The 25471-nt window shown below is 66.6% G+C and carries 27 protein-coding genes and 1 tRNA gene; 15 read left to right on the top strand and 13 right to left on the bottom strand.

Translation table 11 applies throughout. The annotated features are described in order from the left end of the window. Window positions 1-119: 119 nt before the first annotated feature. Window positions 120-1235: a beta-ketoacyl-ACP synthase III gene (locus ACFFJ6_RS15215; RefSeq protein ID WP_378389125.1), complete on the bottom strand. Its 1116-nt coding sequence runs from the start codon at window positions 1233-1235 to the stop codon at window positions 120-122. 342 nt (window positions 1236-1577) lie between these two features. On the opposite strand from ACFFJ6_RS15215, the gene ACFFJ6_RS15210 reads away from it, so the two are divergent. Beyond that, a complete protein-coding gene (locus ACFFJ6_RS15210) occupies window positions 1578-1919 on the top strand; it encodes a cupin domain-containing protein (RefSeq protein WP_378389123.1) in 342 nt (113 codons plus the stop codon). A gap of 247 nt (window positions 1920-2166) precedes the next feature. After that, entirely contained in the window at window positions 2167-2730 is a 564-nt protein-coding gene (locus tag ACFFJ6_RS15205; RefSeq protein WP_378389121.1) for a type 1 glutamine amidotransferase domain-containing protein, read from the top strand. 159 nt (window positions 2731-2889) lie between these two features. On the opposite strand, the gene ACFFJ6_RS15200 is transcribed toward ACFFJ6_RS15205, so the two are convergent. Continuing rightward, entirely contained in the window at window positions 2890-3243 is a 354-nt protein-coding gene (locus ACFFJ6_RS15200) for a hypothetical protein (RefSeq protein WP_378389119.1), read from the bottom strand. Window positions 3244-3496: 253 nt separating this feature from the next. Here ACFFJ6_RS15200 and ACFFJ6_RS15195 point away from each other — a divergent pair, with 253 nt between their 5' ends. Beyond that, a complete protein-coding gene (locus ACFFJ6_RS15195; RefSeq protein ID WP_378389117.1) occupies window positions 3497-4315 on the top strand; it encodes a lytic murein transglycosylase in 819 nt (272 codons plus the stop codon). A gap of 42 nt (window positions 4316-4357) precedes the next feature. Here the strand turns inward: ACFFJ6_RS15195 and ACFFJ6_RS15190 are convergent, their stop codons facing one another. Further along, window positions 4358-5056 carry a flagellar hook assembly protein FlgD gene (locus ACFFJ6_RS15190; RefSeq protein WP_378389115.1) on the bottom strand — a complete coding sequence of 233 codons (699 nt, stop codon included), beginning with the start codon at window positions 5054-5056 and terminating at the stop codon, window positions 4358-4360. 13 nt (window positions 5057-5069) lie between these two features. Beyond that, on the bottom strand, window positions 5070-6578 hold the full coding sequence (locus tag ACFFJ6_RS15185; RefSeq protein ID WP_446694990.1) for a flagellar hook-length control protein FliK: 1509 nt from the start codon (window positions 6576-6578) through the stop codon (window positions 5070-5072). A 327-nt stretch (window positions 6579-6905) separates the two neighbouring features. On the opposite strand from ACFFJ6_RS15185, the gene mnmA reads away from it, so the two are divergent. From mnmA to ACFFJ6_RS15130, 11 genes are all read left to right on the top strand, one after another. Further along, window positions 6906-8102: a tRNA 2-thiouridine(34) synthase MnmA gene (gene mnmA / locus ACFFJ6_RS15180; protein WP_378389714.1), complete on the top strand. Its 1197-nt coding sequence runs from the start codon at window positions 6906-6908 to the stop codon at window positions 8100-8102. A gap of 18 nt (window positions 8103-8120) precedes the next feature. After that, window positions 8121-8759 carry a class I SAM-dependent methyltransferase gene (locus tag ACFFJ6_RS15175; protein WP_378389111.1) on the top strand — a complete coding sequence of 213 codons (639 nt, stop codon included), beginning with the start codon at window positions 8121-8123 and terminating at the stop codon, window positions 8757-8759. 41 nt (window positions 8760-8800) lie between these two features. Next, entirely contained in the window at window positions 8801-9145 is a 345-nt protein-coding gene (locus tag ACFFJ6_RS15170) for a hypothetical protein (RefSeq protein ID WP_378389109.1), read from the top strand. 109 nt (window positions 9146-9254) lie between these two features. Further along, a tRNA-Met gene (locus ACFFJ6_RS15165) sits at window positions 9255-9331 on the top strand. 346 nt (window positions 9332-9677) lie between these two features. After that, a complete protein-coding gene (locus ACFFJ6_RS15160; RefSeq protein ID WP_378389712.1) occupies window positions 9678-10727 on the top strand; it encodes a substrate-binding domain-containing protein in 1050 nt (349 codons plus the stop codon). Window positions 10728-10888: 161 nt separating this feature from the next. Further along, window positions 10889-11338: an urease accessory protein UreE gene (gene ureE / locus ACFFJ6_RS15155; RefSeq protein ID WP_378389710.1), complete on the top strand. Its 450-nt coding sequence runs from the start codon at window positions 10889-10891 to the stop codon at window positions 11336-11338. Then, on the top strand, window positions 11328-12008 hold the full coding sequence (locus ACFFJ6_RS15150) for an urease accessory protein UreF (RefSeq protein ID WP_378389107.1): 681 nt from the start codon (window positions 11328-11330) through the stop codon (window positions 12006-12008). The genes ureE and ACFFJ6_RS15150 overlap by 11 nt, the downstream gene beginning before the upstream one ends. 15 nt (window positions 12009-12023) lie before the next feature. Continuing rightward, window positions 12024-12722, top strand: coding sequence for an urease subunit beta (gene ureB / locus ACFFJ6_RS15145; RefSeq protein ID WP_378389105.1), 699 nt, complete (start codon window positions 12024-12026; stop codon window positions 12720-12722). A gap of 2 nt (window positions 12723-12724) precedes the next feature. After that, window positions 12725-14431 carry an urease subunit alpha gene (gene ureC, locus ACFFJ6_RS15140; protein WP_378389103.1) on the top strand — a complete coding sequence of 569 codons (1707 nt, stop codon included), beginning with the start codon at window positions 12725-12727 and terminating at the stop codon, window positions 14429-14431. Further along, on the top strand, window positions 14428-15078 hold the full coding sequence (ureG, locus tag ACFFJ6_RS15135) for an urease accessory protein UreG (protein WP_378389100.1): 651 nt from the start codon (window positions 14428-14430) through the stop codon (window positions 15076-15078). The genes ureC and ureG overlap by 4 nt, the downstream gene beginning before the upstream one ends. Beyond that, window positions 15075-15986, top strand: coding sequence for an urease accessory protein UreD (locus ACFFJ6_RS15130; protein WP_378389098.1), 912 nt, complete (start codon window positions 15075-15077; stop codon window positions 15984-15986). The genes ureG and ACFFJ6_RS15130 overlap by 4 nt, the downstream gene beginning before the upstream one ends. On the opposite strand, the gene ACFFJ6_RS15125 is transcribed toward ACFFJ6_RS15130, so the two are convergent. The 9 genes from ACFFJ6_RS15125 to ACFFJ6_RS15085 form a co-directional block, all read right to left on the bottom strand. After that, entirely contained in the window at window positions 15910-16353 is a 444-nt protein-coding gene (locus tag ACFFJ6_RS15125) for a MarR family winged helix-turn-helix transcriptional regulator (RefSeq protein ID WP_378389096.1), read from the bottom strand. The genes ACFFJ6_RS15130 and ACFFJ6_RS15125 overlap by 77 nt on opposite strands. A 36-nt stretch (window positions 16354-16389) precedes the next feature. After that, a complete protein-coding gene (locus tag ACFFJ6_RS15120) occupies window positions 16390-17094 on the bottom strand; it encodes an ABC transporter ATP-binding protein (RefSeq protein WP_378389094.1) in 705 nt (234 codons plus the stop codon). Further along, window positions 17091-17873: an ABC transporter ATP-binding protein gene (locus ACFFJ6_RS15115; RefSeq protein WP_378389092.1), complete on the bottom strand. Its 783-nt coding sequence runs from the start codon at window positions 17871-17873 to the stop codon at window positions 17091-17093. The genes ACFFJ6_RS15120 and ACFFJ6_RS15115 overlap by 4 nt, the downstream gene beginning before the upstream one ends. Beyond that, window positions 17870-19762, bottom strand: a complete 1893-nt coding sequence (locus ACFFJ6_RS15110; protein WP_378389090.1) for an ABC transporter permease — start codon at window positions 19760-19762, stop codon at window positions 17870-17872. The genes ACFFJ6_RS15115 and ACFFJ6_RS15110 overlap by 4 nt, the downstream gene beginning before the upstream one ends. 96 nt (window positions 19763-19858) lie before the next feature. After that, complete coding sequence (locus ACFFJ6_RS15105) at window positions 19859-21055, bottom strand: ABC transporter substrate-binding protein (protein ID WP_378389088.1); 1197 nt, start codon at window positions 21053-21055, stop codon at window positions 19859-19861. A 37-nt stretch (window positions 21056-21092) separates the two neighbouring features. Then, window positions 21093-21677 (bottom strand): amino acid synthesis family protein, encoded by a 585-nt coding sequence (locus ACFFJ6_RS15100; RefSeq protein ID WP_378389086.1) that lies wholly within the window; start codon window positions 21675-21677, stop codon window positions 21093-21095. Further along, a complete protein-coding gene (locus ACFFJ6_RS15095) occupies window positions 21674-22258 on the bottom strand; it encodes an amino acid synthesis family protein (protein WP_378389084.1) in 585 nt (194 codons plus the stop codon). The genes ACFFJ6_RS15100 and ACFFJ6_RS15095 overlap by 4 nt, the downstream gene beginning before the upstream one ends. Further along, the gene (locus ACFFJ6_RS15090; RefSeq protein ID WP_378389082.1) at window positions 22251-23165 is read right to left on the bottom strand and encodes a UPF0280 family protein; all 915 of its coding nucleotides are present in this window, start codon (window positions 23163-23165) and stop codon (window positions 22251-22253) included. Before ACFFJ6_RS15090 ends, ACFFJ6_RS15095 begins: the two co-directional genes overlap by 8 nt. A 4-nt stretch (window positions 23166-23169) precedes the next feature. Continuing rightward, window positions 23170-24663, bottom strand: a complete 1494-nt coding sequence (locus ACFFJ6_RS15085) for a 6-hydroxynicotinate reductase (RefSeq protein ID WP_378389080.1) — start codon at window positions 24661-24663, stop codon at window positions 23170-23172. 303 nt (window positions 24664-24966) lie between these two features. Between ACFFJ6_RS15085 and ACFFJ6_RS15080 the strand changes: the two genes are divergently transcribed. After that, the gene (locus ACFFJ6_RS15080; RefSeq protein ID WP_378389078.1) at window positions 24967-25470 is read left to right on the top strand and encodes a (2Fe-2S)-binding protein; all 504 of its coding nucleotides are present in this window, start codon (window positions 24967-24969) and stop codon (window positions 25468-25470) included. Window position 25471 lies beyond the last annotated feature (1 nt).

Raw genomic sequence — 25471 nt, 5'->3', positions numbered from 1 at the left:
TCAGAATACCGCAGAAGGCACGCTCAGCGTCAGTCCTGAGCGGGCTGTCGCCGTGGTTCGGTGCGTCGGAGCTGAAGGAGATGGACCAGCGCGCGAGCGGTGCCCGCGCGCTGCGGCGCTCAGCGCTTCTGCACGAACACCGTGCCGGCCGAGTAGCCGGCGCCGAACGAGCAGATCAGGCCGAGGTCATCCTTGACGAGATCGTCCGAGGTCTTGTGGAAGGCGATGATCGAGCCGGCCGACGACGTGTTGGCGTAGTCGTCGAGGATGATCACGTTCTCCTGCGGGGTCGGATCGCGGCCCAGCACCTTGCGGCCGATGATCTCGTTCATGTTGATATTGGCTTGGTGCAGCCACATCCGCTTCAGCGCGTGCGGATCGACGCCGAGCTCGCGCGCGTGCTCGATGATCATCTCAGAGACCATCGGCACCACTTCCTTGAACACCTTGCGACCCTGCTGCACGAACAGCTTGTCGGTGTTGTCGCGGCCTTCCGGCGCGGCGCGGTTGAGGAAGCCGGCATTGTTGCGGATGTTGTTGGAGAACTGCGTCTTCAGCTTGGTGCCGAGAATGTCCCAGCCGCCCTGCGCGTCGTCGGCGCGCTCGACGATCGCCGCGGTGGCGACGTCGCCAAAGATGAAGTGACTGTCGCGGTCGCGGAAGTTGAGATGGCCCGAGCAGATCTCGGGATTGACCATCAGCACCGCATCGACCGAGCCGCCGCCGACGAAGTCCGCCGCGGTCTTCAGCCCGAACGTCGCCGACGAGCAGGCGACGTTCATGTCGAAGGCGAAGCCGCCGAGGCCGAGCGCGGCCTGTACTTCGATCGCCATCGCCGGATACGCGCGCTGCATGTTGGAGCAGGCGCACAGCACCGCGCCGATCTTCTCCCGCGGCTTGCCCCAGCGTTCGATCGCCTGCTCGGCCGCCTTCACGGCGATCTCGGCGAGGATCGAAAGTTCCTCGTTGGGCCGCTCCGGGATCACCGGCCGCATGATCTCGGGATCGATGATGCCGGGCTTGGCGACGACGTAGCGCGACTTGATGCCCGACGCCTTCTCGATGAATTCGGACGACGACGGCGCAAGCGGCTCGACCTCGCCGGCCGCGATCGCGTCGGCATGGGCCGCGTTGAAATTCGCCACATAGGTGTTGAAGGCCTCGACCAGCTCGGCGTTGGAAATGCTGTCGGGCGGGGTGTAGAGGCCGGTCGCGGCGATGACGGCAGGGCGCACGGAAAGCTCCGGTCACGAAGGCTGAGTGAGAGGACCGCCGGCCGAAAGCGATCCGTCGCGCCCCGCCGGGATCCGACGCCGAACGGCCGCCGTCTTCTTTGACGCCGGACAAAAGGCGGCAGCGGCCGGATCGTCCGTTGGTCGAGCGCAGCCGCCGGGCAGGGCGCGCAGGCGTTCAGGCCGGCGCGGGCCGATGCGGTATGAAACGGCCTGCGGCGAAACACAAGCAGATTGCCCACCAAACAGGCGCTAAAATGCGCTGCAGTGCGGGGTGGAGCGCCGTGGTTTCAGGCGCGTCGGTCGGCCCCGGCCGCAGCCGTTCTCGCTTCAGGAGTGTCGTCGATGCAAACCGGTCATCTGCTTCTGCCGCTGCCGCCCGCCGGCCCTGACGAAGCGCTCGACACTCTGGTGGCCCGCGGCGGCGTCCGCGTCGAGCGCATCGTCTCGTTCGGCCAATCGAGCCCCGACGACTTCTGGTACGACCAGGCCGAAGACGAGTTCGTGCTGCTCGTCTCCGGCTCGGCCACCCTGCGCTTCGACGACGGCCGCGACGTCGCCCTCACGCCAGGTGTCTGGGTCGACATCCCCGCCCACTGCCGGCACCGCGTCGAGGCGACGTCGGACAACGAGCCGACGGTGTGGCTGACGATGTTCTGGCCGTGCGAGACGCAGCCGACTTCGTAGCCTGGAGGAGTGGAGCGAAACTCAGATCCACTACTACTTGCCACCAATCACCGCGGAATGCGCGCAGCGCAAACGTGGAATCCAGCGCTGTGAATTCGAGGCCACCGCACCGGGGGATCGGTGGGGTTCAACTACGCGTGAGCGATCACATAGGCGGCGGCGGTTCCTCAGGGCCGGTGCCGGAACGATCACTTGCGCAATCGATTAGGCACGCAGGCGGGGCGATCGGATAGCAAAGGAGATTCAAATGGCAGGCCAAATCGATGGCAAGCGCGTGCTCATTCTCGCCACTCACGGTTTTGAACAGTCGGAACTCGAAACGCCGCGCGATCGGCTGAAGGCGGCGGGTGCGCAGGTTGATATCGTGTCGCCGGAGCAGGGCGAGATCAAAGGCTGGGACGGCAAGGATTGGGGTCGGCCGGTCAAGGTCGACAAGGCGCTCGGCTCCGTGAAGGCCGACGATTACGACGCGATCGTGTTGCCGGGCGGTCAGATCAATCCGGATCTGCTGCGCGTCAATCAGGACGCGCTGAAGCTGATCAAGTCGTTCTTCGAAGCCGGCAAGACCGTCGCGGCCATCTGCCACGCGCCGTGGCTGCTGATCGAGACCGGCATCGCCAAGGGCCGCAAGATGACGTCCTACACTTCGATCAAGCAGGACGTGGTCAACGCCGGCGCCAAGTGGGAAGATTCGGCGGTGGTGACCGACAACGGCGTCATCACCTCGCGCAACCCGGGGGACCTCGAGGCCTTCTCGAACAAGATCATCGAGGAGATTCGCGAAGGCCGTCACCAGCGCAAGGCTGCGTAACCGCCGGATGGGAGTGGGTGGATCTGCGAAGTAACAGCTCCGCATCCACACGTCTGAAACGACAAAACCGCGCCGGTCTGATCGGCGCGGTTTTGCTGTGAAGGGGAATTGAATGCAGTCGGATGGCTGCCGCAGATTGCGCCGGCCGTTGCGCGATGCTCAGCCTCGCAGCCGGCGGTGCCGCATCAGGCGCGCGGCGCTTTCGCTGCGGACCGGGATCGGCTGCGGGATCAAGCCGGCCGGCATCCGCTTGCCGCGGTCGCCGCCGCGAAGGTCGGTGCCCATCGCCATGATGGCCGAGCCCATCGCGGCGCTGCCGAAGGTGATGACGAAGCCGAACAGCAACAGGCCGAATGCGGTGCCGGGCGAGGCATCGGCCAGGATCAGTTCGCGCAGATGGCCGGGATTGACCCACATCAGCCCGCCGATCAGCAGCACTGCGAGGGAAATTCCCGCCGCGAGATTGATCGCCAGCAGCCGAAACAGCGGTTGTCGCAGAAGCGTGCGGGACATGATGCGGTCCTCATTCTCGGCCAGCATGCCAATCAGGCTGGCGTCAGGCAGTCCACGACAGGCAGTCTCGAAACTCGGCGTCGTTTATCCACCGATCATGTTGGCTGCCGTCATGATAGCGTTCCGCAGATATGGGACTGCGGGGCGCGCCTCGCAACGGCGGTCCGGAAATGCTAGATTCGCCTTATTGTCATAGCAATCCGCATCAATACGCATCCTGAATAATCCCCTTCCGCTCGGAGAACCGCGTCAGATGGTCAACCTGCGTTCCGCCCTCGCCACCTGCGCCGCGATTGCCGCGCTTCTTGCCGCTGCTCCCGCGCAGGCCGCGCGCTGCGGCGGTGATTTCAACACCTTCATTTCCAGCATGTCGGCCGAAGCCGCCCAGGCGGGCATTTCGCAAGGCGTGATCTCGCAGGCGCTCGGCGGCGTGACGCCGGATCCGGCGGTGCTGGCCTTCGATCGCCGCCAGCGCGGCACGTTCAACAAGAGCTTCGAGCAGTATGTGGCGACCCGCGTCGGCCCCGGCCGGATCAAGACCGGCAAGGCGATGCTGCTGCGTCACGCCTCGCTGCTGTCGCGGATCGAGCAGCGCTTCGGCGTGCCGCCGCAGATCCTGGTGGCGATCTGGGGGCTGGAGTCGGATTTCGGCAAGGGCGACATGGGCAAGCTGCCGGTGTTCCGCGTGCTCGCCACCATGGCACACGACTGCCGCCGCACCGAGCTGTTTCAGGGCGAATTGCTGGCGGCGCTGCAGATCGTCCAGCGCGGCGACCTCGACCTGCGCGACATGGTTGGCGCCTATGCGGGCGAGATCGGCCAGACCCAGTTCCTGCCGTCGTCCTACATCAAATACGGCGTGGACTTCGACGGCAACGGCCATGTCGATCTGCGCCACAGCGTGCCGGACGTGCTGGCCTCGACCGCCAATCTGCTGAAGACCAACGGCTGGAAGGCCGGCGCCTCCTACGAGGAAGGCACGGCGAATTTCGAGGCGATGCGCGAATGGAATCGCGCGCTGGTGTATCGCAAGACGATCGCTTACTTCGCCGATCAACTCGCCGGGCAATAACCGGCGATCAACTGCGCCGGCCGAAAGGCCGGCGCAGGCGCATCACGAGCCGGCCTTTACGACCCGCTTGATCTGGTCGAGCGTGAAGGTCTGGGCGCCGATCGACAATAGCGGCGGCGACTTCGACAGATCGACCGCGGTGATGGTGCCCTGGATCTGGGTCGAGACCGTCGCCGTCTGGCCCGCGGCGTCGGTCGCCACGATCGACAGCGAGTAGTCGCCCTCGGGCCATTTGGTGCCGTCGTTGCCGCGGCCGTCCCAGGTGAAGCCCTGATTGTTGCCGGCGTTGAGGGTGAACTTGCCGGTGTACACCGTCTGCCCGGTCGAACTCTGGATCGCGACCTGGGCGCTGACCGGCTTGTCGGTCGACATCGACCAGCCCGCGGTCTTGCCGTCGAAATGCGACTTGCTGCCGTCCACCACCGCATTGGCGCCGACGAAATTGATCGCCTGCGAAGCCTGCGCGGTGGTCTGCAGCTTGAGCAGCGAGGCCAGCGTCTCGTTGCCCTTGAGCTGCTGTTCGACGCCGGCGAACTGCACGAGCTGCTGGGTGAACTGATTGGTATCGAGCGGATCGGTCGGGTTCTGGTTCTTGAGCTGCGTCGTCAGCAGCGTCAGGAACGTCTGGAAGTTATCCGCAATCCCCGGGCTCGACGTTCCGGACGAGCCCGAACTCGGCGCCGTATAGTTCGCGTTGGGGGCGGAATACGGCGTGGTCGCATTGGTTGCATCGACCGACATGGTGGCGACCTCCTCAGATCCTGATATCGACGCCGCTGCTCGCACCGAGCATGCGGCCGTAACTGCGGCCGGCGGTCATCGCCGGGGGCAGATCCTCGTCCTTGATCACCAGCCGCTGTGCGTGGCGGCCGCCGTCCTGTTGTTGCTGTCCCTGCTGACCGGACGACGACTGGTCGCGCAGGCTGAATTGCAGGCCGCTGTCGCCGGTCTTGAGACCGGCATTGTCGAGCGCGCGCTGCAATTGGGTCTGATCCTGGCGGAGCATCGCCAGCGTCTCGGGCTTCTCGACGGTGAGATGCGACGTCACCTGACCGTGGCGGTCGACGTCGATGCGGACATCGATACGGCCGAGCTCGGCGGGATCGAGCCGGATCTCGAACCGGCTGGCGCCCCCATTGGCGCGCGCCGCGATGGTGACGGCGAGATCCTGCACCGCGACCGGCACGTTGGTGGCGAGCGCGGCGGTCAGCTGCGGCGCTGCGGCGGTCTGCTGGGTGAGGGTGGAGGCCTGCAGCGGCTGGGCCGGCTGCACCTGCGGCTGCAGCGCGCTCGGGTCCGGCGCCGCCTGCGCGGCCGCATCGGCATGGTGCTGATGAGCCGCGGGTTTCGCCTGGACGTCGAGCTGATCGACGGCGTTGCCGGTCGCAGCCGTGGTGCCCGCCTGATCGCCCTGCGGTTTCGCCGCGTCGGCCTGCGCTTGTCCGTGCGGCGCTCCGGCAGCGGGCGTGGCTTCCGTGGTCGCCGGCGTCTTGATGGTCGCGGCCGGATTGGTCTCGGCCTTGGTTTCGACGGTTTTGCCGGTATTGGGCTGCGCCGCCAACAGCGCGAGCTTGGGATCGGTGGTGACGCCGGTCGCCGTCGCCGCAGTCGCAGTGGCCGCCGTGCCGGTTTCGGCCGGTTGTCCCGTCGGCGCCAAATCCGCGATCGTCGCCTGCGCCTTCAGCGCGGCGGCTGCAGCGATCGTCAGCGGCCCGCTCCCGGCAGTTGCATCCGTGGTGCCTTCCGTCGGGACGCCCGCGGCGCCGGTGGGAGTCGTGGGCACGACAGTGGCGACGATGGCGGCCTGGATCACGGGCTGCGTCGCGGCATTTGAATCGGCGGACTGGCTCTGGTCCGCGGTCTTGGTGTCCGTGTCGTCCTTGCTGTCGCTGGACTTGGTGGCGTCGGCTGGTTTGCTGTCGCCGCTCTTGGCGGTCTTGCTGTCGTCGCCCGGCTTGGTGGTCGAAGACGAATTGGTCTGGGACGCATCGGTCCGGTTCGGCGGGGCCGAGTTGTCATTGCTGCGGTCCCGCGGACGACTTTGGTCCGTCGAGTCGCTGCGATTGGGGCGGGCCGCCCGGTCGTCCGCGCGGCTGGGCGTGCGGGTGTCGGGTGTCGAAGCCGGCTGGGAGCTGGCGGCATCGGCGGTGTTGCTGTCGACCAGCGACGCGAAGCTGTCGGTCGGCGCAGCCCGGTCCTGACGGGGCGCGTTCCGCTGGGCCGTAGGTGCGGTCGAGGCAATTTCCGAAGGTGCGTTCAACACAGGCATGCTCTCACAACTGTTCCACCGCTCTCTCAGCAAGGAGCGGGCCACCCGGGCGAACGCGAAATAGATGAATAATATCAATGCCACGGCAGCCGGGGACGCGCGGAGTGCGGGGCGGACTCCGGCGAGCTTTCTGCCCGCCCGGCAAGAATTGCCCCAGCCTTCAGGGAAACGCCCAGCCGGCGCATTGCGCCCCCGGAAGGCCGCCTATATTAAAGAACAAGCACCCATCGAAGTTTGCGGAAACTGGTTTGCGGCTTCCGGAACAGGCGGAAGGAATGGTCGCGTCGGCACGCCCCGCGACCGCAGCGTATGACTGACACCATGCTCAACAGCCTGGATCTGGAAGGCCGCCCGCAGGACACCCGCGTCGTGGTGGCGATGTCGGGCGGGGTCGATTCCTCGGCGACGGCGGCGCTGCTGAAGTCGCAGGGCTACGATGTCGTCGGCATCACGCTGCAGCTCTACGACCACGGCGCGGCGATGCATCGCAAAGGTGCCTGCTGCGCCGGTCAGGATATTCACGACGCCCGCATGGTGGCGGAGCGGATCGGCATTCCGCACTACGTGCTCGACTATGAAAGCAAGTTCCGCGAATCGGTGATCGACAGTTTCGCCGACAGCTACGCGTCGGGCGAAACCCCGGTGCCGTGCATCGAATGCAATCGCTCGGTCAAGTTCCGCGATCTGCTGGCGACTGCGCGTGAACTCGGCGCATCGGCGCTTGCCACCGGTCACTACGTCTCGTCGCGCCGTCTGCCGGATGGATCGCGCGCGCTGGTCTGCGCCGCCGATCGCGATCGCGACCAGAGCTACTTCCTGTTTGCGACCACCCGCGAGCAGCTCGACTTTCTGCGCTTTCCGCTCGGCGACATGACCAAGCCGCAGACCCGCGAACTGGCGCGGCAGTTCGGCTTGTCGGTTGCCGACAAGCAGGACAGCCAGGACATCTGCTTCGTGCCGACCGGGCGCTACACCGACATCGTCGAGCGGCTGAAGCCGAACGCGATGGAGCCGGGCGACATCGTCGATCTCAACGGCCGCGTGCTCGGCAGTCATCCGGGCATCGTGCATTTCACCGTCGGTCAGCGCCGCGGCCTCGGCATCGCATCGCGTGCGCCGCTGTACGTGCTGCGGCTCGATGCCGCGACGCGTCGCGTCGTCGTCGGCCCGCGCGACGCGCTGCGGATGGAGCGGATCGTGCTGCGCGACGTCAACTGGATTGGCGATGGCGCGCTCGAGCAGGTCGTCGGTGACGGCCTCGAACTATTCGTCCGTGTGCGCTCGACCCGCGCGCCGCAGCCGGCCTGGTTGCGCGCCGCCAATGGCGGCTACGAGGTCGAACTCGTCGCCGGCGAGGAAGGCGTTTCGCCCGGCCAGGCCTGCGTGTTCTACGACGCGGCCGAGGGGCAGGCGCGCGTGCTCGGCGGCGGCTTCATCAAGAGCGCCGCGCCGCGCTCGATCGGCGACACGGCGCGCGAGTCCGCGGATAAGCCCGCGCTCGCGGCGATGCGCGGCTAAGGAATTTCGGGGCAGATCATGGGGAATGATATCGACCGCGCAGGCGTCGCGAAGGCGTATGCGCGCTGGGCGCCGATCTACGACATGGTGTTCGGCAAGGTGTTCGACAGCGGGCGGCAGTCGACCATTGCGGTTGCGGATGCGATCGGCGGGCGTGTGCTCGACGTCGGGGTCGGCACCGGGCTGTCGCTGTCGGACTACTCGCCGACCACCAAGCTGTGCGGCGTCGATATTTCCGAGCCGATGCTGCGCCGGGCGCATGAGCGCGTCCGCACGCTGAACCTCACCAATGTCGAGACGCTGGCGGTGATGGATGCGAAGAACCTCGCATTCCCCGATGGCTTCTTCGACGCCGTGGTGGCGCAATACGTCATCACCGCAGTGCCGGACCCGGAAGCGACGCTCGACGATTTCATCCGCGTGCTGAAGCCGGGCGGCGAGCTGATCCTGGTGAACCATATCGGCGCGGAGAGTGGTCCCCGCAAAGTGTTCGAGCTGGCTTTCGCGCCGCTGGCGCGGCGGCTCGGCTGGCGTCCTGAGTTTCCGTGGGCGCGGCTGGTGAACTGGGCGAAGCGCCATGGCGGCGTGGAACTGGCCGAGCGGCGACCGATGCCGCCGATGGGCCACTTCTCGCTGATCCGCTACCGCAAGCTCTGAGCCGAATTTGGAACTGCGCGGCGGCCGGGTCGTTGTCGCGCATGACCAGGAAAATCGCACTCGCATTCGCCTGTCTGATGATGGCTTCGGGGCCCGCGCTGGCGCAGGCGCCGCCCAAGACGCCTGCGAACCCGGCGCAGACGCCCGCGACGCAATGTCCTCCGGGGGCCGCCCGGATCAATCCGCCAGGCACGACCTCACCCGGGGCGACCACCGGCCAAACCCAGGAGCCGCTCGGCGACAAGCTCGCCCGATCGGACGGCGTTTTGTGCCCGCCGGCGGGCGTCGACCCCGAGATGCACACCCCGGCTCCCGACACCGGCACCATGCGCGTGATCCCGCCGCCGGGATCTCCGGGCGGCGACCAGAGCCTGCAGCCGAAGTAGGACTGCGGCCTGTAACAGGCGGGCTGCGATTGCTTGACAGCGCGCCGCCCGCCTCCTTATATGCCGCGCGTTCGCACGGGTGCCCATCGCGGCACCTCCGAACCGCCGTGGCGGGGTAGCTCAGCTGGTTAGAGCACGGGAATCATAATCCTGGGGTCGGGGGTTCAAGTCCCTCTCCCGCTACCATTTCTTCCCAAACATTAATGGCTTCGTCGGGCTGCTCGCTGGCGCGAGTGGGGCGCTTTCGTCCGGATTTGACGAACTCAGCCGATGCGCTCTGGGATTCGAGCCTGGCGGTCTTGGTTGCGAGGCGATGGGGGACGGCCGTCGACAACGCGGCACGTTGTCCAGCGGCTGCGAATAAATCCAGCTCAATGCGCATTGATTAGGCTGCTTCCGGCCCGTGTTGATGCCCAGGCGCTCAGCAGCATTTGGCGTCGCCCGATCTGACCGCAAAAATGCTGGCGGAAGCCGGCCGCTCGAATTGGCATGATTCGTGAGTGTGCATCTCGATCTGATGGAGATGCTGCGCTTGGGAAGTGTCCGAATTTGCTTGCTGATCCCGCAAACCGGCGCGGCCGGGTTGTGGGCGCCATCGGCTGAAGCCTGTGGTCGTCTGGCGGTCGACGAACTCAATCGGGATTCGGGCCTGCTCCGGCGTCACATCGATCTGCGGATCGTCAACGCCGGGGAGACCGGCGAGAGCGCCGGCCGCGCCGCCCGCGATGCGATCGAGATCGACGGCGTCGATGGCATCGTCGGTATGGTGCCCAGCTTCGCGCGGGACCGCGTGGCCGAAGCGGCGCGCGATCGCGTGCCGTTCATCTACACGCCGCAGTTCGAAGGCCTGTCGCCGTCGCAGAAGGTGATGGCGACCGGTGAGACCGCCGACGAATTGCTCGGGCCTGCGATCCACTGGCTCTCCGAGGTCAAGCACGCGCGGCGGTTCTTCCTGTGCGGCAGCGACTATGTGTGGCCGCGCGGCTGTCTTCAGATCGCGCGGGCGTTGATCGCCCGTTACGGCGGTACGGTGACGGGCGAATGCTATCTGCCGATCGGCGAGCACGATTTCGACGAGATCCTGGACCGTATCAAGACCACGCGCTCGGACGCGGTGCTGCCGTATTTCCTCGGGTTCGACTGCATCGCGTTCAACCGCGCGTTCTGCGCCGCCGGACTGAGCTCGCGCGTGCTGCGGTTTTCCTCGGCTGTCGACGAGACCGTGGCCTATGGGCTCGAGTGCAGCGAGACCGAAAATCTCTATGCGGCCTCGAGCTATTTCTCGTCGATCCGCTCGCGCAACAACGGGGCGTTCCTCGAGCGCTATCACACCGCGTTCGGCGACAGCCCGCCGCCCGCAAACGCGTTCGGAGAGTCCTGCTACGAAGGCATCTACTCGCTCGCCGCCCTGATCGAAGAGGCTGCGAGCCTCGACGCGCGCAAGCTCGCGCGCCACTATGGACGCACCCTGCAACAGCGCACCGCGCGAGGCGACCAGGCGCAGTCGGTGGTCGGCGGGCGGCATCCGGTCTATCTCGCGCAGGTCGAAGGCTACGACTTCTCGATCATCGATTGGCGCTAGACGCTTGTGTTTTCAAATATTGCCGTCTTAAATAATAGCGGTCGCCCGTCGCGATGGTGTTTCGCGCGCAGCGACACGGCATGCCTCGGCTTTCTTCAGCAACACATGCTCAGAGGAATGCCGACCCCCCACCGCCAACCTCCGCTCGGGAGATTTTCGAGATGCTGCGGCTCCATGGCATCATCGGACGGTCCGACGACGCGAATTGCGCGGCGCGACTGCACCATGTCGAGCATCACGGCGGCATCGAGCTGCTGTTCGTGCCGTCCTCGGATGCCGGTCGCAAACGTTTCCGTCTGACGACCGATCGCGGCACTGATTGTGCGGTGAGTCTCGACCGCGACGAAGAGCTGGTCGACGGCGCGGTGCTGTTCCTCGCGCATGATCGCGCCATCATCGCTCGCTTCGGTGAGCAGGCGCAACTGCGCTTGAAGCCGGTCGATCAAGCCGCGGCGTTGAAGCTCGGCTGGAACGCGGGCAATTTGCATTGGCGCGTTCGCTTCGAGGGCGATGAATTAGTCGTGTTGCTGGACGGGCCGGCCGAGACCTATCGCGCGCGGATCAGGCCGCTGCTGGACTCGGGCGAGGTGGTCGAGAGCGATGCTGTTTGACCGCGCGCAGACGCTGGCGTTGCTGCAACTGGGCGACAGCGCCTATCCGGCCGGTGGCTTCGCATTCTCCTGGGGGCTGGAAGGTCTGATGGCCGATGGCTTGCTCGGCAGCCGTGACCAGCTCGACGAGGTCATCGCCGATCAGCTCGCGCGGCGCTGGGCGACGATGGATCGCATTCTGCTTCGTCGGGCGTTCACTGCCGAAAGCTGTGCAGCCATCGCCGCGGTCGATCGGGCCGCCGAAGCGGGAACCGCAGCGGCGGAGATGCGCGAGGGCTCGCGCCGTGCCGGCCGCGCATTGCTCGGCGTCTGGGGCAAGCTGGGCGGCTCGCTGTCGGTGTCGTATCGGCAAGTGGTGGCCTCCGACGCGCGGTTGGGCCACCTGCCGATCGTGCAGGCTGTCGTGGCGCGCGATGCCGGCTTCCGTCTCGAAGCCGCCGAGCTGGTGTCGGGCTGGACGCTGATCACCGGGCTGGTCAGCGCAGCCGTCCGGCTCGGACTGATCGGCCATATCGAGGCGCAGCGCAGTCAGTCGGCGGCGCGTGACCTGCTGGCAGAGTTGCTGGCGGAGACGCCGTCCGCCGATCTGCAGCCCGCGAGCTTCACGCCGTTCATCGACATCGCGATCGCGCGCGGACCGCTTCGACACATCCGCATGTTCACGACCTGAAGAGGTGATCTCCGCATGATGAACCTGTCGCCGACCGAGATGGATCGCCTCGTCATCTTCAATGCCGCGCAGATGGCGCGCCGGAACATGTCGCTCGGAATCAAGCTGAGCCATCCGGAGGCGGTGGCCTATCTCACCGACGAGGTGATGACCGCGGCGCGCCGTGATCTGCCTTATGCCGAGATCCGCGACATGGCGGGACGCTTGCTGACCACCGACGATGTCGAGCCCGGCGTCGCGCAGATGATCCCGCTGATCTACATCGAGTGTCTGTTCGCCGAGGGCACCAAGGTGATGGCGCTGTTCGAGCCGATCGGCCCGGGCGAGGCGGAGATCGCCGACGGTCTGGTGCCCGGCGAGATCATCGCCGGCGACGGCGACATCGAGAGTTTCGCCGATCTGCCCGCGATCACCATCGACGTGGTCAACACCGGCGACCGCGACGTCCAGGTCCGCAGCCACACGCACTTCTTCGAGGTCAATCGCGCGCTGCGGTTCGATCGCGCAGCCGCGTGGGGCATGAAGGTCGACCGGCCGGCCGGCGCTGGTGTTCGCTTCGAGCCCGGCGTGGTGAAGTCCGTCCGCCTCGTGCCGATCGCGGGCGATCGCGTCGTGCGCGGGCAGGCGGGGCTGGTCAACGGACCGCTGGATGCGCCGGCCGCCAAGGACGCCGCGCTCGAACGCGCCCGCGCTCGCGGCTATCTGGGAGCCTGATCATGGCCGTCCTCACCCGCCGCGCCTATGGCGAACTCTACGGCCCGACCAAGGGCGATCTGGTGCGGCTGGCCGACACCAGCCTGCTCGCCGAGATCGAGCACGACTACACGACCTACGGCCACGAGTTGCTGGTCGGCGCCGGCAAGAACCTGCGCGACGGCGAAGGCGTCAACGGCGATCGCACCTCATCGCACAAGATCCTCGACGTCGTGATCAAGAACGCCACCATCGTCGACGCGGTCGCCGGGATCATCAAGGCCGATATCGGCATCCGCGACGGCCGCATCGTCGGCATCGGCAAGGCCGGCAATCCCGACGTGATGCCGGACGTGCACCCCGACATGATCGTCGGCCACACCACGGCGCCGATCGCCGGCGGTCCGTTCATCGTCACGGCAGGCGCGATCGAGTCCCATGCGCACCTGATCTCGCCGGAGCAATCCGACCACGCGCTGGCGGGCGGCACCACCACGCTGGTCGGCAATGGCTCCGGTCCGGTGTTCGACGTCGGCAGCGGCGCGGCGGCGACGTTCGGCAACTTCCTGCGCGCGATCGAGTTCTCGCCGCTCAACTACGCGCTGTTCGGGCGCGGCGGCTCGAATCCCGAAGCTGTCGAGGAGGCGGTGGCGTCCGGCGGCATGTCGGTGAAGATCCATGAGGATTTCGGCGCCGCGCCGGCGGTGATCGACCAGAGCCTGGTCGCGGCCGACCGCAACGATTTTGCTGTCCACCTGCACACCGACTCGATCAACGAATACGGCTTCTGCGAAGACACCATGGCGGCGGTGGATGGGCGGACCATCCATATGTATCACGTCGAAGGCGCCGGCGGCGGCCACGCGCCGGATCTCCTGAAGGTGGTGTCGTGGGACAACGTGATCCCGTCCTCCACCAACCCAACCAACCCCTACACCTCCTGTGGCATGGAGGAGGGCGTGCCGATGACGATGATCTGTCATCAGCTCAACTACAACGCCCCAGAGGACGTGATGTTCGGCGAGGCGCGGGTGCGCGCGCAGTCGATGGCGGCGGAGGATTTCCTGCACGACATGGGCGCGATCTCGATCTTCGGGACCGATACGCAGGGCATGGGCCGGCTCGCCGAGAACGTCGCCAAATGCTGGCAGCTCGCCAGCGTGATGAAGGATCGCATCGGCCGGCTGCCGGAAGAGAGGACCGCGCGGGCCGATAACGAGCGGATCAAGCGCTACATCGCCAAGCTGACGATCAACCCGGCGATCGCGGTCGGCATCGATCGTGAAGTCGGCTCGATCGAGGTCGGCAAGATGGCCGACCTCGTGCTATGGCCGCGCGCCTCGTTCGGTCTCAAGCCCTACATAGTGATCAAGAACGGCTTCGTGGTGTGGGCCGCGATGGGCGACGGCAACGGCAGCCTCGGCCTGTCGGAGCCAATGATCCAGAAACGGATGTGGGGCGCGCTCGGCGCGGCGCCTCAGCAGCTCGGCGTCAACTTCATGTCCAAGCTGGCGATGGACGCGGAGGTCGGGCGCAAGCTCGGGCTGGATCGCAAATCCGTCCAGATCAAGAACGTACGCAAGCTGCGCAAGACCGACATGATCCGCAACGCCGCGATGCCGCACGTCGATGTCGATCCGCAGACCTTCGAGGTGCGGGCCGACGGCAAATTACTAATGTGCGAGCCGGCCACCAGAGTGCCGCTCGCACGCCGGTTCATGCTGCGATGAGCCGGCTCTCGCTCGGCGGCGGAATGGCCGCGCCGGTCGCATCCGCCGCACGCGTCGGCATCGGCGGTCCGGTCGGGTCCGGCAAGACGGCGCTGGTGGAGCGGCTGATCCCCGCGCTGCTGGCGCGCGGCATCGACATCGCGGTGATCACCAACGATCTCGTCACCGCCGAAGACGCCGAACGGATCCGCCGCTCCGGGCTGATCGATCCGGCGCGCGTCTCGGCGGTCGAAGCGGGGGCCTGTCCGCACACCGTGATCCGCGAGGATCCGACGCTCAACATCGAAGCGGCCGACGAGCTGGAGCGGCGCTTTCCGGGCGTCGAGCTGATCCTGCTGGAAAGCGGCGGCGACAATCTCGCTTCGACTTTCTCGCGCGATCTCACCGACTTCTGGATGTTCGTGATCGACGTCGCCGGCGGCGACGATATTCCGCGCAAGCGCGGCCCCGGCGTGATCCGCGCCGACCTCCTGGTGATCAACAAGGTCGATCTCGCGCCGCATGTCGGTGTCGACCTGGAGCGGATGCATCAGGAGGCGCTGAAAGTCCGCGATCATCGCCCGGTGCATCTCACCAACTGCCGGCGCGGCGAGGGCATCGACGGCATCGTCGATCTGCTCGAGCGCGAGGTGCTGTTCAGGTCGTGACCAAGCCGGCGACCAAGGGCAGCGCGCTGCTCGATCTGAGCTTCGTCCGTCGTGCGGGGCGCACCGTGATCGACCGGCGGCTGTTCGCCTGGCCCTTCGTGCTGACGCGTGGATTCTATCTCGATCCCGAGCGACCGGATCGGCTGAGCCTGATCGTGCAGACCGGCAGCGGCGCGCTGCATGGCGAAGACAGTCTGGTGCAGCGGCTTGAGCTCGGCCCGGACACGGCCGTGTGCCTGACCAACCAGGGCGCCACGTCGGTGCATCACGCCGACGCGGGGACGCGCGCAACCGAATTGGTGTCGTTGCAGGTCGCGCGCGGGGCCAGTCTCGAATATCTGCCGGAGCCGCGCATTCTGTTTCCCGACGCGGCGCTGTCGCAGCAGCTCGATATCGATTGCGACTGGGACGCCAACGGGCTGGTGGTCGATGCGTTCACCATGCATGCGCCGGAAGCCGAGCAGCGGACGTTCCGCGAACTGGAGTCGGTGGTGTGTCTGCGCAGGTCGGGCGGCGATCCCGTGCTGATCGACCGCTCGCGTCTGCTGAGTCCGGATGCCAATGTCTTTCGCGGCGCTCGCGCCTTCGCGTCGGCCTATCTGATGCCGTCATCCGCGGTCGAGCTTGGCGGCGTGCAGCACCGGCTGACCGAAGCGCTCAACGAGATATCCGGCGTATATGGCGCCGCGAGCGTGATGCCGGAAGAAGCGGGGCTCGTGGTCCGAATCGTCGCGCCGGATCTCAGGTCGGTCCGTGCTGCGTTCGAACGCATCAAGGAGATCTATCGCCAGTCGCTGCCGCCTGATCGAACGAAGCGGCTGCCGGCGACTGTTACTTCAGCCGATCCAGCAGCGCCAGAAATTGCGTGCGTTCGTCCTTCGTCAGTGGAGACAGTGTCTCCTTTGTGATCTCGTGTGCCAGCGGGATCGAGCGCTCGGTCAGCGCCTTGCCGTCCGGCGTCAGCGACACGACGAGCCGGCGGCCGTCTTCCGGATCGGGGCGGGTCTCGACCAGCCCGCGCTTCACCAGCCGTTCGACCACGCCCTTGATCGTCGCGGCGTCCATGGCGGTCGCGCGACCGAGCAGGTTCTGCGAGCAGGGACCTTTCTCGAACAGCTTCGACAGCGCCGCCCACTGCGTCATCGTCAGATCTTCGCCCATGCGGCTGACGAAGATCGTGGCGTGACGCTGAATCACCTGGCGCAGCACGAAGCCGACCTGACTGTCCAGCAGATAGGCGGATGCGCTCTTGGCCTTGCGGCGCGGCTTGTCCAACACTTTGCTCTTACCCAAACTTGAAGCCACGTTGCGTCACACCGCGAGGTAAGCGTCCCGGATTTCGGGATGCGCCTCCAGTTCGTCGATCGTGCCGGAGAAGCGAATGCGGCCCTTCTCGATGATATAGGCGCGATCGCAGATCAGCTTGGCGAAATGCAAATTCTGCTCCGAAATGATGATACTCAACCCTTCGCGCTTCATCGCCAGGATGGCGTCGGCCATCTGCTCCACAATCTTTGGTGCCAAGCCTTCGGAAGGTTCGTCGAGCAGCACCAGCGACGGGTTGCCCATCAGCGTGCGGCCGATGCTCAGCATCTGCTGCTCGCCGCCGCTCATGTCGCCGCCGAGCCGCTTGCGCATCTCGCCGAGATTGGGAAACAGCTTGTAGATGCGGTCCGGCGTCCATTCGGCGACGCCGGGGCGCGGCTTCTGCTTTCCGACCTCGAAATTCTCCTCGACCGTCAGCTCGGTGAAGATGCGCCGATCCTCCGGCACGTAGCCGAGGCCGCGGCGCACGATCTCGTAGGACGGCAGCCGCGAGATGTCCTCGCCCTCGAACGTCACCTTGCCGCTGCGCCGCTGCACCAGACCGACCACCGAGCGGAAGCTGGTGCTCTTGCCGGCGCCATTGCGGCCCAGCATGGCGACGACCTCGCCTTCGCCGACCGCGAAGCCGACATCGAACAGGATGTGCGCCGGGCCGTAATGGCTGTTGAGATCGGAGACTTCGAGCTTCATGACAGCGCCTCCGCGCGGTGCTTGGCATCGTAGAGCAGGCCTTCGCCGAGATAGATCGCCTGCACCTGGCGGTCCTGGCGGACCTGCTGCGGCGTGCCGCGCGCGATCAGCTGGCCGCGGTTCAGCACCATCACCTCGTCGGCATGTTCGAACACCACGTCCATGTCGTGCTCGGTGAACAGCACGCCGATGTTCTTGGCGCGGGCGATGCCGGCGGTCAGCCGCATCAGCTCGACGCGCTCCTTCGGCGCCATGCCGGCGGTCGGCTCGTCCATCAGCAGCAGCCGCGGCTGATTGGCGAGCGCGATCGCCAGTTCGAGCCGCTTGAGGTCGCCATAAGCGAGTTCGCCGCACGGCCGCTCGGCCTGTTCGCTCATGCCGACCAATGCGAGTAGTTCGTCGGCCTCGGCGCGATGCCGCGCGCCGGCGTAGCCGATCATCGACCACAGCCGGTGATGAAACGACAGCAGCGCCACCTGCACGTTCTCGCGCACGGTCATCGACGCGAAGGTCGCGGTGATCTGAAAGGTGCGACCGACGCCGCGGCGCCACACCGTGCGCGGCGGCTGCCCGACGATTTCCTCGCCGGCGAGCCGGATCGAGCCGGCATCGGGCTTGATCTGGCCGTTGAGCATGTTGAAGCAGGTGCTCTTGCCGGCGCCGTTGGGGCCGATCAGCGCCAGGATCTCGCCGGCGTTCAGCGCAAAGCTGACGTCGCGCACCGCATGGACACCCGCATAGGACTTCACCAGCCCCTTGACGTCGAGCAGCGTGGTCATTCGGCGGCCTCCATCTTGGCGACGGCGAGCGCATCGGGCTTGCCGTTCTTTGGCCGCGGCCCGCGGTGTCGCCAATCGTCGATGAAGCCGACGATGCCCTTCGGGGCCGCGACGACGAGCAGCACGATGATCGCGCCGAGCACCAGCTTGGACCAATCGGTCTGGCTCATCAGCCAGATCGCCAGCGCCTTGTAGACGATGGCGCCGATCACCGCGCCCGACACCGTCTCGATGCCGCCGAGCAGCACCATCACCAGGCCGTCAACCGAGATCGGGATGGCAAGAGATTCCGGAAACACCGAGCCCTTGAGGAAGGCGAACAGCGCGCCCGCAACGCCCGCGAAAGTGCCGGCGACGATCAGCGCCGCCCACTGTGTCGATTTGCGATCGATGCCGATCGCGTCGGCGCGCAGGGTGTTGTCGCGCGTGGCGCGCAGGCCGAAGCCGTAGGGTGAGAACACCAGCATGCGCAGCAGCGCGACGCCGACGACCGCGACGCCGAGCGTCAGCCAGAAGAAGCCGCGCGGGCTGGACGCCCAGGCCGACGGCCAGATGCCCAGGATGCCATTGTCACCGCCGGTGACCTCGACCCACTGGAACGCCACCGACCAGATGATCTGCGCGAAAGCCAGCGTCAGCATCGCGAAGTACACGCCCGACAGCCGCACGCAGAACCAGCCCGCGACCAGCGCGCCCATCAGGCCGAAGGCCGGCCCGACCAGCAGCGCCAGCTCCATCGGTGCGCCGAGGAACTTCACGGCGAAGGCTGCGCCATAGGCGCCGAGGCCGAAATACGCGGCGTGGCCGAACGAGGCGAGGCCGCCGACCGTCATCATGAAGTGCAGGCTGGCGGCGAACAGCACGAACACCAGGATTTCGGCGCCGACGCTGAGCAGATAGTTGCCGGCGAACAGCGGCAGCAGCGCCGCGATCGCGATCAGCACGGCGACTCCGGCGCGCTCGAGCATCGACATCGGCTTCCATGGCCGGAACGAGATGCCCGTGCTGGAGCGTGCGCCGCGCTCCGCCTTGCCGAGCAGGCCGTAGGGCCGCACAACCAGCACCACCGCCATCACCAGGAATACGGCGATCAGCGAGATCTTCGGTAGCACCAGAATGCCGAGCGCGTTCAGTTCGGAGACCAGCACCGCGGCGATGAACGCGCCGGTGACCGAGCCGAGCCCGCCGATCACCACCACGACGAACACCTCGACGATGATCGAGAGGTCCATGTAGTGCGTCACCGTGGTGCGCGGGATCTGCAGCGCGCCACCGAGTGCGGCGAGGAAGACGCCGAGCGCGAACACGCTGGTGAACAGCCATTTCTGATTGACGCCGAGGCAGGCGACCATGTCGCGGTCCTGCGTCGCGGCGCGCACCAGCACGCCCCAGCGGGTGCGGTGGAACAGCAGCCACAACCCGCCGAGCACCGCCGGGCCGAGCACGATCAGCAGCAGGTCGTAGGTCGGCACCAGCCGGCCGAACAGGCTGAAGGCGCCGGTGAAGCCGGGGGCGCGCGGGCCCATCAGATCGTCGGCGCCCCAGATCAGCACCACGAGATCCTGCACCATCAGCGTCACGCCGAAGGTGGCGAGCAGCTGGAACAGCTCCGGCGCCTGATAGATCCGGCGCAGCAGCACCATCTCCATCAGCGCGCCGAGCGCCGCGACGATCAGGCTGGCGACGAGCAGACCGCCCCAGAAGCCGAGCGCGCCGCTGAAGCGGTCGGTCAGCGTGAACGCCATATAGGCGCCGAGCATGTAGAACGCGCCGTGCGCGAAGTTCACGATGCGGGTGACGCCGAAGATGATCGACAGTCCGGATGCCACCAGGAACAGCGACGCCGCGCTGGCGAGACCACTGAGAGCCTGGACCAAGATCAGTTCCACGGCGGCGCCTTTCGTTCAGGTTGCTGGTCGTCGGAGCTTGGGAAGGTTGCCGCCGCTGACTTCAGCGGCGGCGATTGTTGCAAGAAGTCGCCGGGCTCAGTTCGCGGGACGAAGCTTGGCGGCTTCGGCCTCGGGCGGCAGATAGTCTTCGCCCTTCTTGAACTTGATGTCGGTCATGATGCCCTTGCCGTCCTTCTGGGTGGTCTTGCCGACGAAGGCGCCCATGGTCGACTGATGGTCGCCGGCGCGATACACCACCGGACCGAACGGGGTATCGACCTTGAGGTTCTTCATCGCCTTCATCAGGCCCTCGGTCGAATGATCGTCGGTGGCGCTCAGCACCGCGGCGACGCTCTTGACGGTGGCATAGCCGACCACCGAGCCGAGCCGCGGATAGTCCTTGTTGAGCGCCTGATAGGCGTCGAGGAAGGCTTTGTGGTCCGGCGTGTCGATCGCGTACCAGGGATAGCCGGTGACGATCCAGCCTTCCGGCGTCTCGGTCTTCAGCGGATCGAGATATTCGGGCTCGCCGGTCAGATACGACACCACGACGCGGTCCTTGAACACGCCGCGGGTATTGCCCTCACGCACCAGCTTCACCAGGTCGCCGGCGAAGGTGGCGTTGAGGATGGCGTCGGGCTTGGCGGCGTCGATCGCCTGCAGCACCGGGCCGGCGTCGATCTTGTTCAGCGGCGGCCACTGCTCGGCGACGAATTCGACGTCCGGCCGCTTCTTGCTGAGGATTTCCTTGAAGGCGGCGACGAAGGACTGGCCGAATTCATAGTTCGGCGCGATCGTCGCCCACTTCTTGGCCGGCAGCTTGGCGGCTTCCTCCGCCAGCATCGAGGCCTGCATGTAGTTCGAGGTGCGCAGCCGATAGGTGTAGTCGTTGCCCTTCGACCAGACGATCGCGTCGGTCAGCGGCTCCGCGGCGATGTACAGCACCTTCTTCTGCTTGGCGAAGTCGGACAACGCCAGGCCGATATTGGAGAGGAACCCGCCGGCGATCATCACCACGCCGTCGCGCGACACCAGCTCGTTGGCGGCGGTCAGCGCGTCGCCGGGCTTGCCGCCGTCGTCCTTGGTGATGACGACCAGCTTCTTGCCCTTGATGCCGCCGGCATCGTTGATCTGCTTGAGCGCCAGCTCCATGCCCTTGCGATACGGCTCGGTGAAACCGGGCAGGGCGGAGTAGGAGTTGATCTCGCCCACCTTGATTTCGCCCTGCTGGGCATGCGCCGCCCCGGACGCCAACAACAATGCAGTCAGTGCTAGTCGTGCTACGTGTTTCATACGCTCTTGCCCTCTTCTGGTGATACTCAGCCTGGTTTCAGCGCAACCCGTCTTCGCCCTTGATCTCGGCGGTGGTCAGACCGCCGACGCGCGGCAGCGGGCGTCCCGAATCGGTCACTGCCACCGCCACGACGATTTCATTGGCGCGCGGCGCATCGCCGACGCTCACCTGCATGCCGTCGAAATGGCTGCGGACGAAGGCGGCGTCCTTGTGGCCGAGCGGAATGTCGAGTTCGGCGCCGAGGCCGCCGCGACGTTTCGACGACGGGATCAGCGCCGCGCCCTTGCCCAGCACCTTGCGCACCGGTGCGCCCATCTTCGGATGCAGCAGCGCGGCGGCGTGTTCGAGCTCGCCGTTCTCGCCGACCAGCGCGGCCTTGCCGTAGCTCTCGGCCTTAGCGCCCTCGATGCCGAGCGCCGCTACGGCCTTTTCGGTCAGCAGGCCACCGAGCTCTTCGCCGATCGCGATCAGCTCGGACAGATCCTCGACATAGCGGCCGGCGAACGGATTTTCGATCACCGCGATCGCGGCGGCGCGGCGGGTCGGCGGCGCGACTGGCCGGCCCATCTCGCTGAGCGTTTCTTCGACGACGAGGACGATCTTGCGGATCTTGGCGCTCATCGCAGCCCGTCCTCGCCCTTGATGTCCTTGGCCGCGAGGCCGCCGACGCGGGCGTGAATGCGCGGGCCGCAGCTCATCACCAGCACCAGCGCGATCTCGTTGGCCTTGGGACCGTCGGGCACGCCGACTTCCATCGCGTCGAAATGGCTGCGCACGTAGGAGGCGTTGACGTGGGTGACCGGCACGTCGAGCTTGGTGCCCGGGCCGCCCACCTTCTTGGTCGATGGCACGATCGCCTTGGCGTCGCCGAGGATCTCGCGCATCGCGTAGCCGCCCGGCACGTGCCACAGCGCGCCGTGCTCGAGTTCGCCGTTGGCGCCGACGATCGCGCCCTTGCCGTAGCCGTCGATCGCCTTGGCGTCGCCGCCGAGCGCCTTGAGCAGTTCGCCAGCCAATGCGACGCCGAGTGGCGTGAGGTCGTCCATGAAGCCGGCGATTTCCGGCTCGTAGCGGCCGGCGAACGGGTTCTCGATCACCGCGATGATGGCGCCGCGCTTGCGCGGCGTCGCCGCCACCGGGCCGCCTTCGTGGAAGACCTCCTCGGTGATCAGCAGCTTCTTCCGGACTTTGACCTCAGGCATTGGTTCGCTCTTGGTGGGGGTGCGAGGAAAGGAAGGCGGCATCGCCGGCGCTGACGGTGTCGCCCTGCAAATGCAGCGCCGCGGATACGATCAATCCACGTGACATCAGGTCGCGCGCCACGGCGAGTCCGGCGGACAGTGCCTGCGCCCGCTCGGCACCGGAGAGCAAGGGCACATCCTGCGTGACTCGACGATCGCCGAGATCGTTGTCGGGCTGGATGTCTCGCGCAGGCACGCGGACGATGCCGGAATGATCCGGCAGGTCGACGGCATTGGCCACGACGGTGGCGGCCGCATCGGCCATCGCGGCGGTGGGCGCCAGGATCGTCACCGCGTCGGCGATGCCGAGCGAGAAGCTGCGCCCGCGCCAGCCGCTGGTGGCAACGCCGCGCACCGGACCGCTTGAGGTGATCTCCGCCGAGCCGATCAGGCACGGCTGGTCGGGACGATCGACCAGTCCGACCGTGTAGGTCGCGCCCTCCGCCAGATGTAGCGCGATGTCGCCGCCATTGTTGACATAGGCGCGGGTGATGCCGGGGCAGACCAGCGCCTTCAGCACCTCGTCGGCGACCGCGCCTGCCACCGCCGCCATCGGCGTGATGAACATCGCATCGGCGAACGGCGTCACCGCCTCGGCCATGCGCTGCGCGACCGGATGAACCAGCGCCGGCGCCTTGCGGCTAACTGGTGCCCGCAGCGCCGGCAGTTCGACGCACAGCACATCGAGCAGGCCGGTGAAGCGGCGCACCGCGGCGTCGTAGGCGTAGCGGATCGCTTCCTGTTCGCCGGTCGCCTCGATGATCAGATCGATCGGGCCGTCCTGCAGATGCAGGCGACGGCCGTCGGCCAACAGCGCCGCCTGAATGGGCCGCCCTCGAACCGGCGAGATGGGTTGCGGGGCGGCCATGCGATCAGCCGAAGTAACGTTTGACGGAGTTGGGCGCGAGCGGCCACGGATTGTCGGCATGCGGTGCCACCGGCCGTCGGCCGTCGTCGAGCGTGATCGACGACACCGGCCGAACCTCAGCCATGTGGCCGCCGAGTTCCTGATAGTCCGACAGCCGCAGCGTGAATTCGATCGGCGCGACCAGCGCCGGCGTTGGCACGTAGCCGAAGGCATTCTCCGGCATCTTGGTGACGTCCACCATGATGGTGATGCCGCCGCCCGGATAGACATAGACCGGCGCGCCGCCGCAGGTGACGTAGGTCAGCGCGTCCTTCACGGAGTTGGTGAGCCGCACTGGATTTTCCGTCACGCCAGCGCGCAGCGAGCCGCCGGCGCCGGCCATGAACAGCACGGTGGAGAGTGCCGGCTCGCAATTGTCCTTCACCCGCTGCGACAGCATCGCCAGGTCTGCCGGCATGTCCTTTTCGCGCGGAATGAGCTCATCGTCGAGTTCGAAATACGCGGCGTGTTCGCCGGTGGTCGAGATGAAGTACAGCCGCAGTCCGGGCCAGGCGACCTTGCGGTCAAACGGGCCGAGGATCGACAGCGGATCGGAAATGTTGGTGCCGCCCCAGCCGGTGCCGGGCTCGGCGACCTGGAAGTAACGGCCTGGGGTCGAGCGTCGTCCCTTGATCTTGATGCCGGTGTCGGGAATGCCGAGGACCTTGCCGGCCTGGTGTTCCGACAGCACGCCGGTGATGTGATCATCGACCACGACGACGTCGTCGACGAGGCCAAGCCACTGCTTGGCGAACATGCCGATCGTCGCCGAGCCGCAGCCGACGCGCATGCGCTCTTCCTTGACGCCGTTGACGATCGGCGCCTGACCGGCCTGCACCACCACGGTCGAGCCGCCGTCGATCGTCAGTTCGACCGGCTTGCCGTTGCACAGGTCGAGCAGAGCCTCGCAGGTGATGCGGCCTTCCTTCTTGCTGCCGCCGGTGAGGTGATGCACGCCGCCGAGCGACAGCATTTGCGAGCCGTATTCCGAGGTCGTGACGTGGCCGACCGCTTCGCCCGCGGCGCGCACCGTCGCCTGCTCGGGGCCGAGAAAGCGGTCGGTGTCGATCTTCACCTTGACGCCGCAGTAGCTGAAAATGCCCTCGGTGACGACCGTCACCATGTCGACGCCGTTCACTTCCGACGAGACGATGAACGGCGCGGGCTTGTAGTCCGGATAGGTGGTGCCGGCGCCGATCGCGGTGACGAACGTCTCCGGCGATGCAATCAGCTTGCCGTCCCACGAGCCGTCGCGATGAAACGGCACCACGGCGGCGCCATGCGCCAGCGCGCGGTCGAGCACGACGTGCGGATCGACGCGGATCAGTTCGCCGTTGTCGTTGGCGTAGCGATCGCAGGCGCCGCTGGCGCCCGGCTTGATGTAGCACATCACCGGACATGCATCGCAGCGGATCTTGCCGTCGCTCGTCGTCTCCGTTGCGGGAATGCTGTCGCTCATGTGGCTGCTGGCTCCAGGCCGTCGGCTCCGGTGATCCGGCGCTGCCATTTCATATGTACACTAATGAAAAGCGACGCCTGCCGCGAAGTCAAGCATAAGGAATGGGCAGCACTTGCACAAACATTGTCGCAGCGCACACTGCGCTTGACGAAATTCATTGGTGTAGAAACAATCACGTCATCAGCCCGCAACCTGGCCGGAGCGCGGAATGCCCGAAAGTAGTCAGAGCGCTACGCAGTTTGTTGCGGTGCACGATGGCTGCTGCACGCGTAAGGATGTCTTTGCGTCGGTGGGGCGGTTCCGATGAACGCGATCGGTCCGGTTCATCTGACCGTCAACGGAACCGCGCATTCGTTCGATCTGCCGGGTGATACCAAGCTGATCTACGTGCTGCGCAACGATCTCGGTCTCAACGGCCCGAAGTTCGGCTGCGGTCTCGGCGAGTGCGGCGCCTGCACGGTATTGATCGACGGTGTGCCGGCACGCTCCTGCGTGGTGACGCTGAAGACTGCGGAGGGCCGCTCCGTCACCACGCTCGAAGGGCTCGGCAATCTCGAAATGCTGCACCCGGTGCAGGCCGCGTTCATCGCCGCGCAGGCGGCGCAATGCGGCTACTGCCTCAACGGCATGATCATGACGGCGACGGCGCTGCTCGTCCGCAACCCGACGCCGAGCGTCAGCGAGGTGCGCGAAGCTCTGCGCTACAATCTGTGCCGCTGCGGCACCCATGTCGAGATCATCCGCGCCGTGATGACCGCGGCTGGCGCCCGTCCGGAGGCCGCGGCTGCGGAGGCGTCTGCGCAATGAG

It is taken from the genome of Rhodopseudomonas telluris (genome assembly GCF_042432815.1).
In the GTDB taxonomy this organism is placed as follows: Bacteria; Pseudomonadota; Alphaproteobacteria; order Rhizobiales; family Xanthobacteraceae; genus Rhodopseudomonas; species Rhodopseudomonas telluris.
The sequence above is the reverse complement of the archived record's forward strand: the minus strand, read 5'-3'. Positions and strand labels throughout refer to the sequence as shown.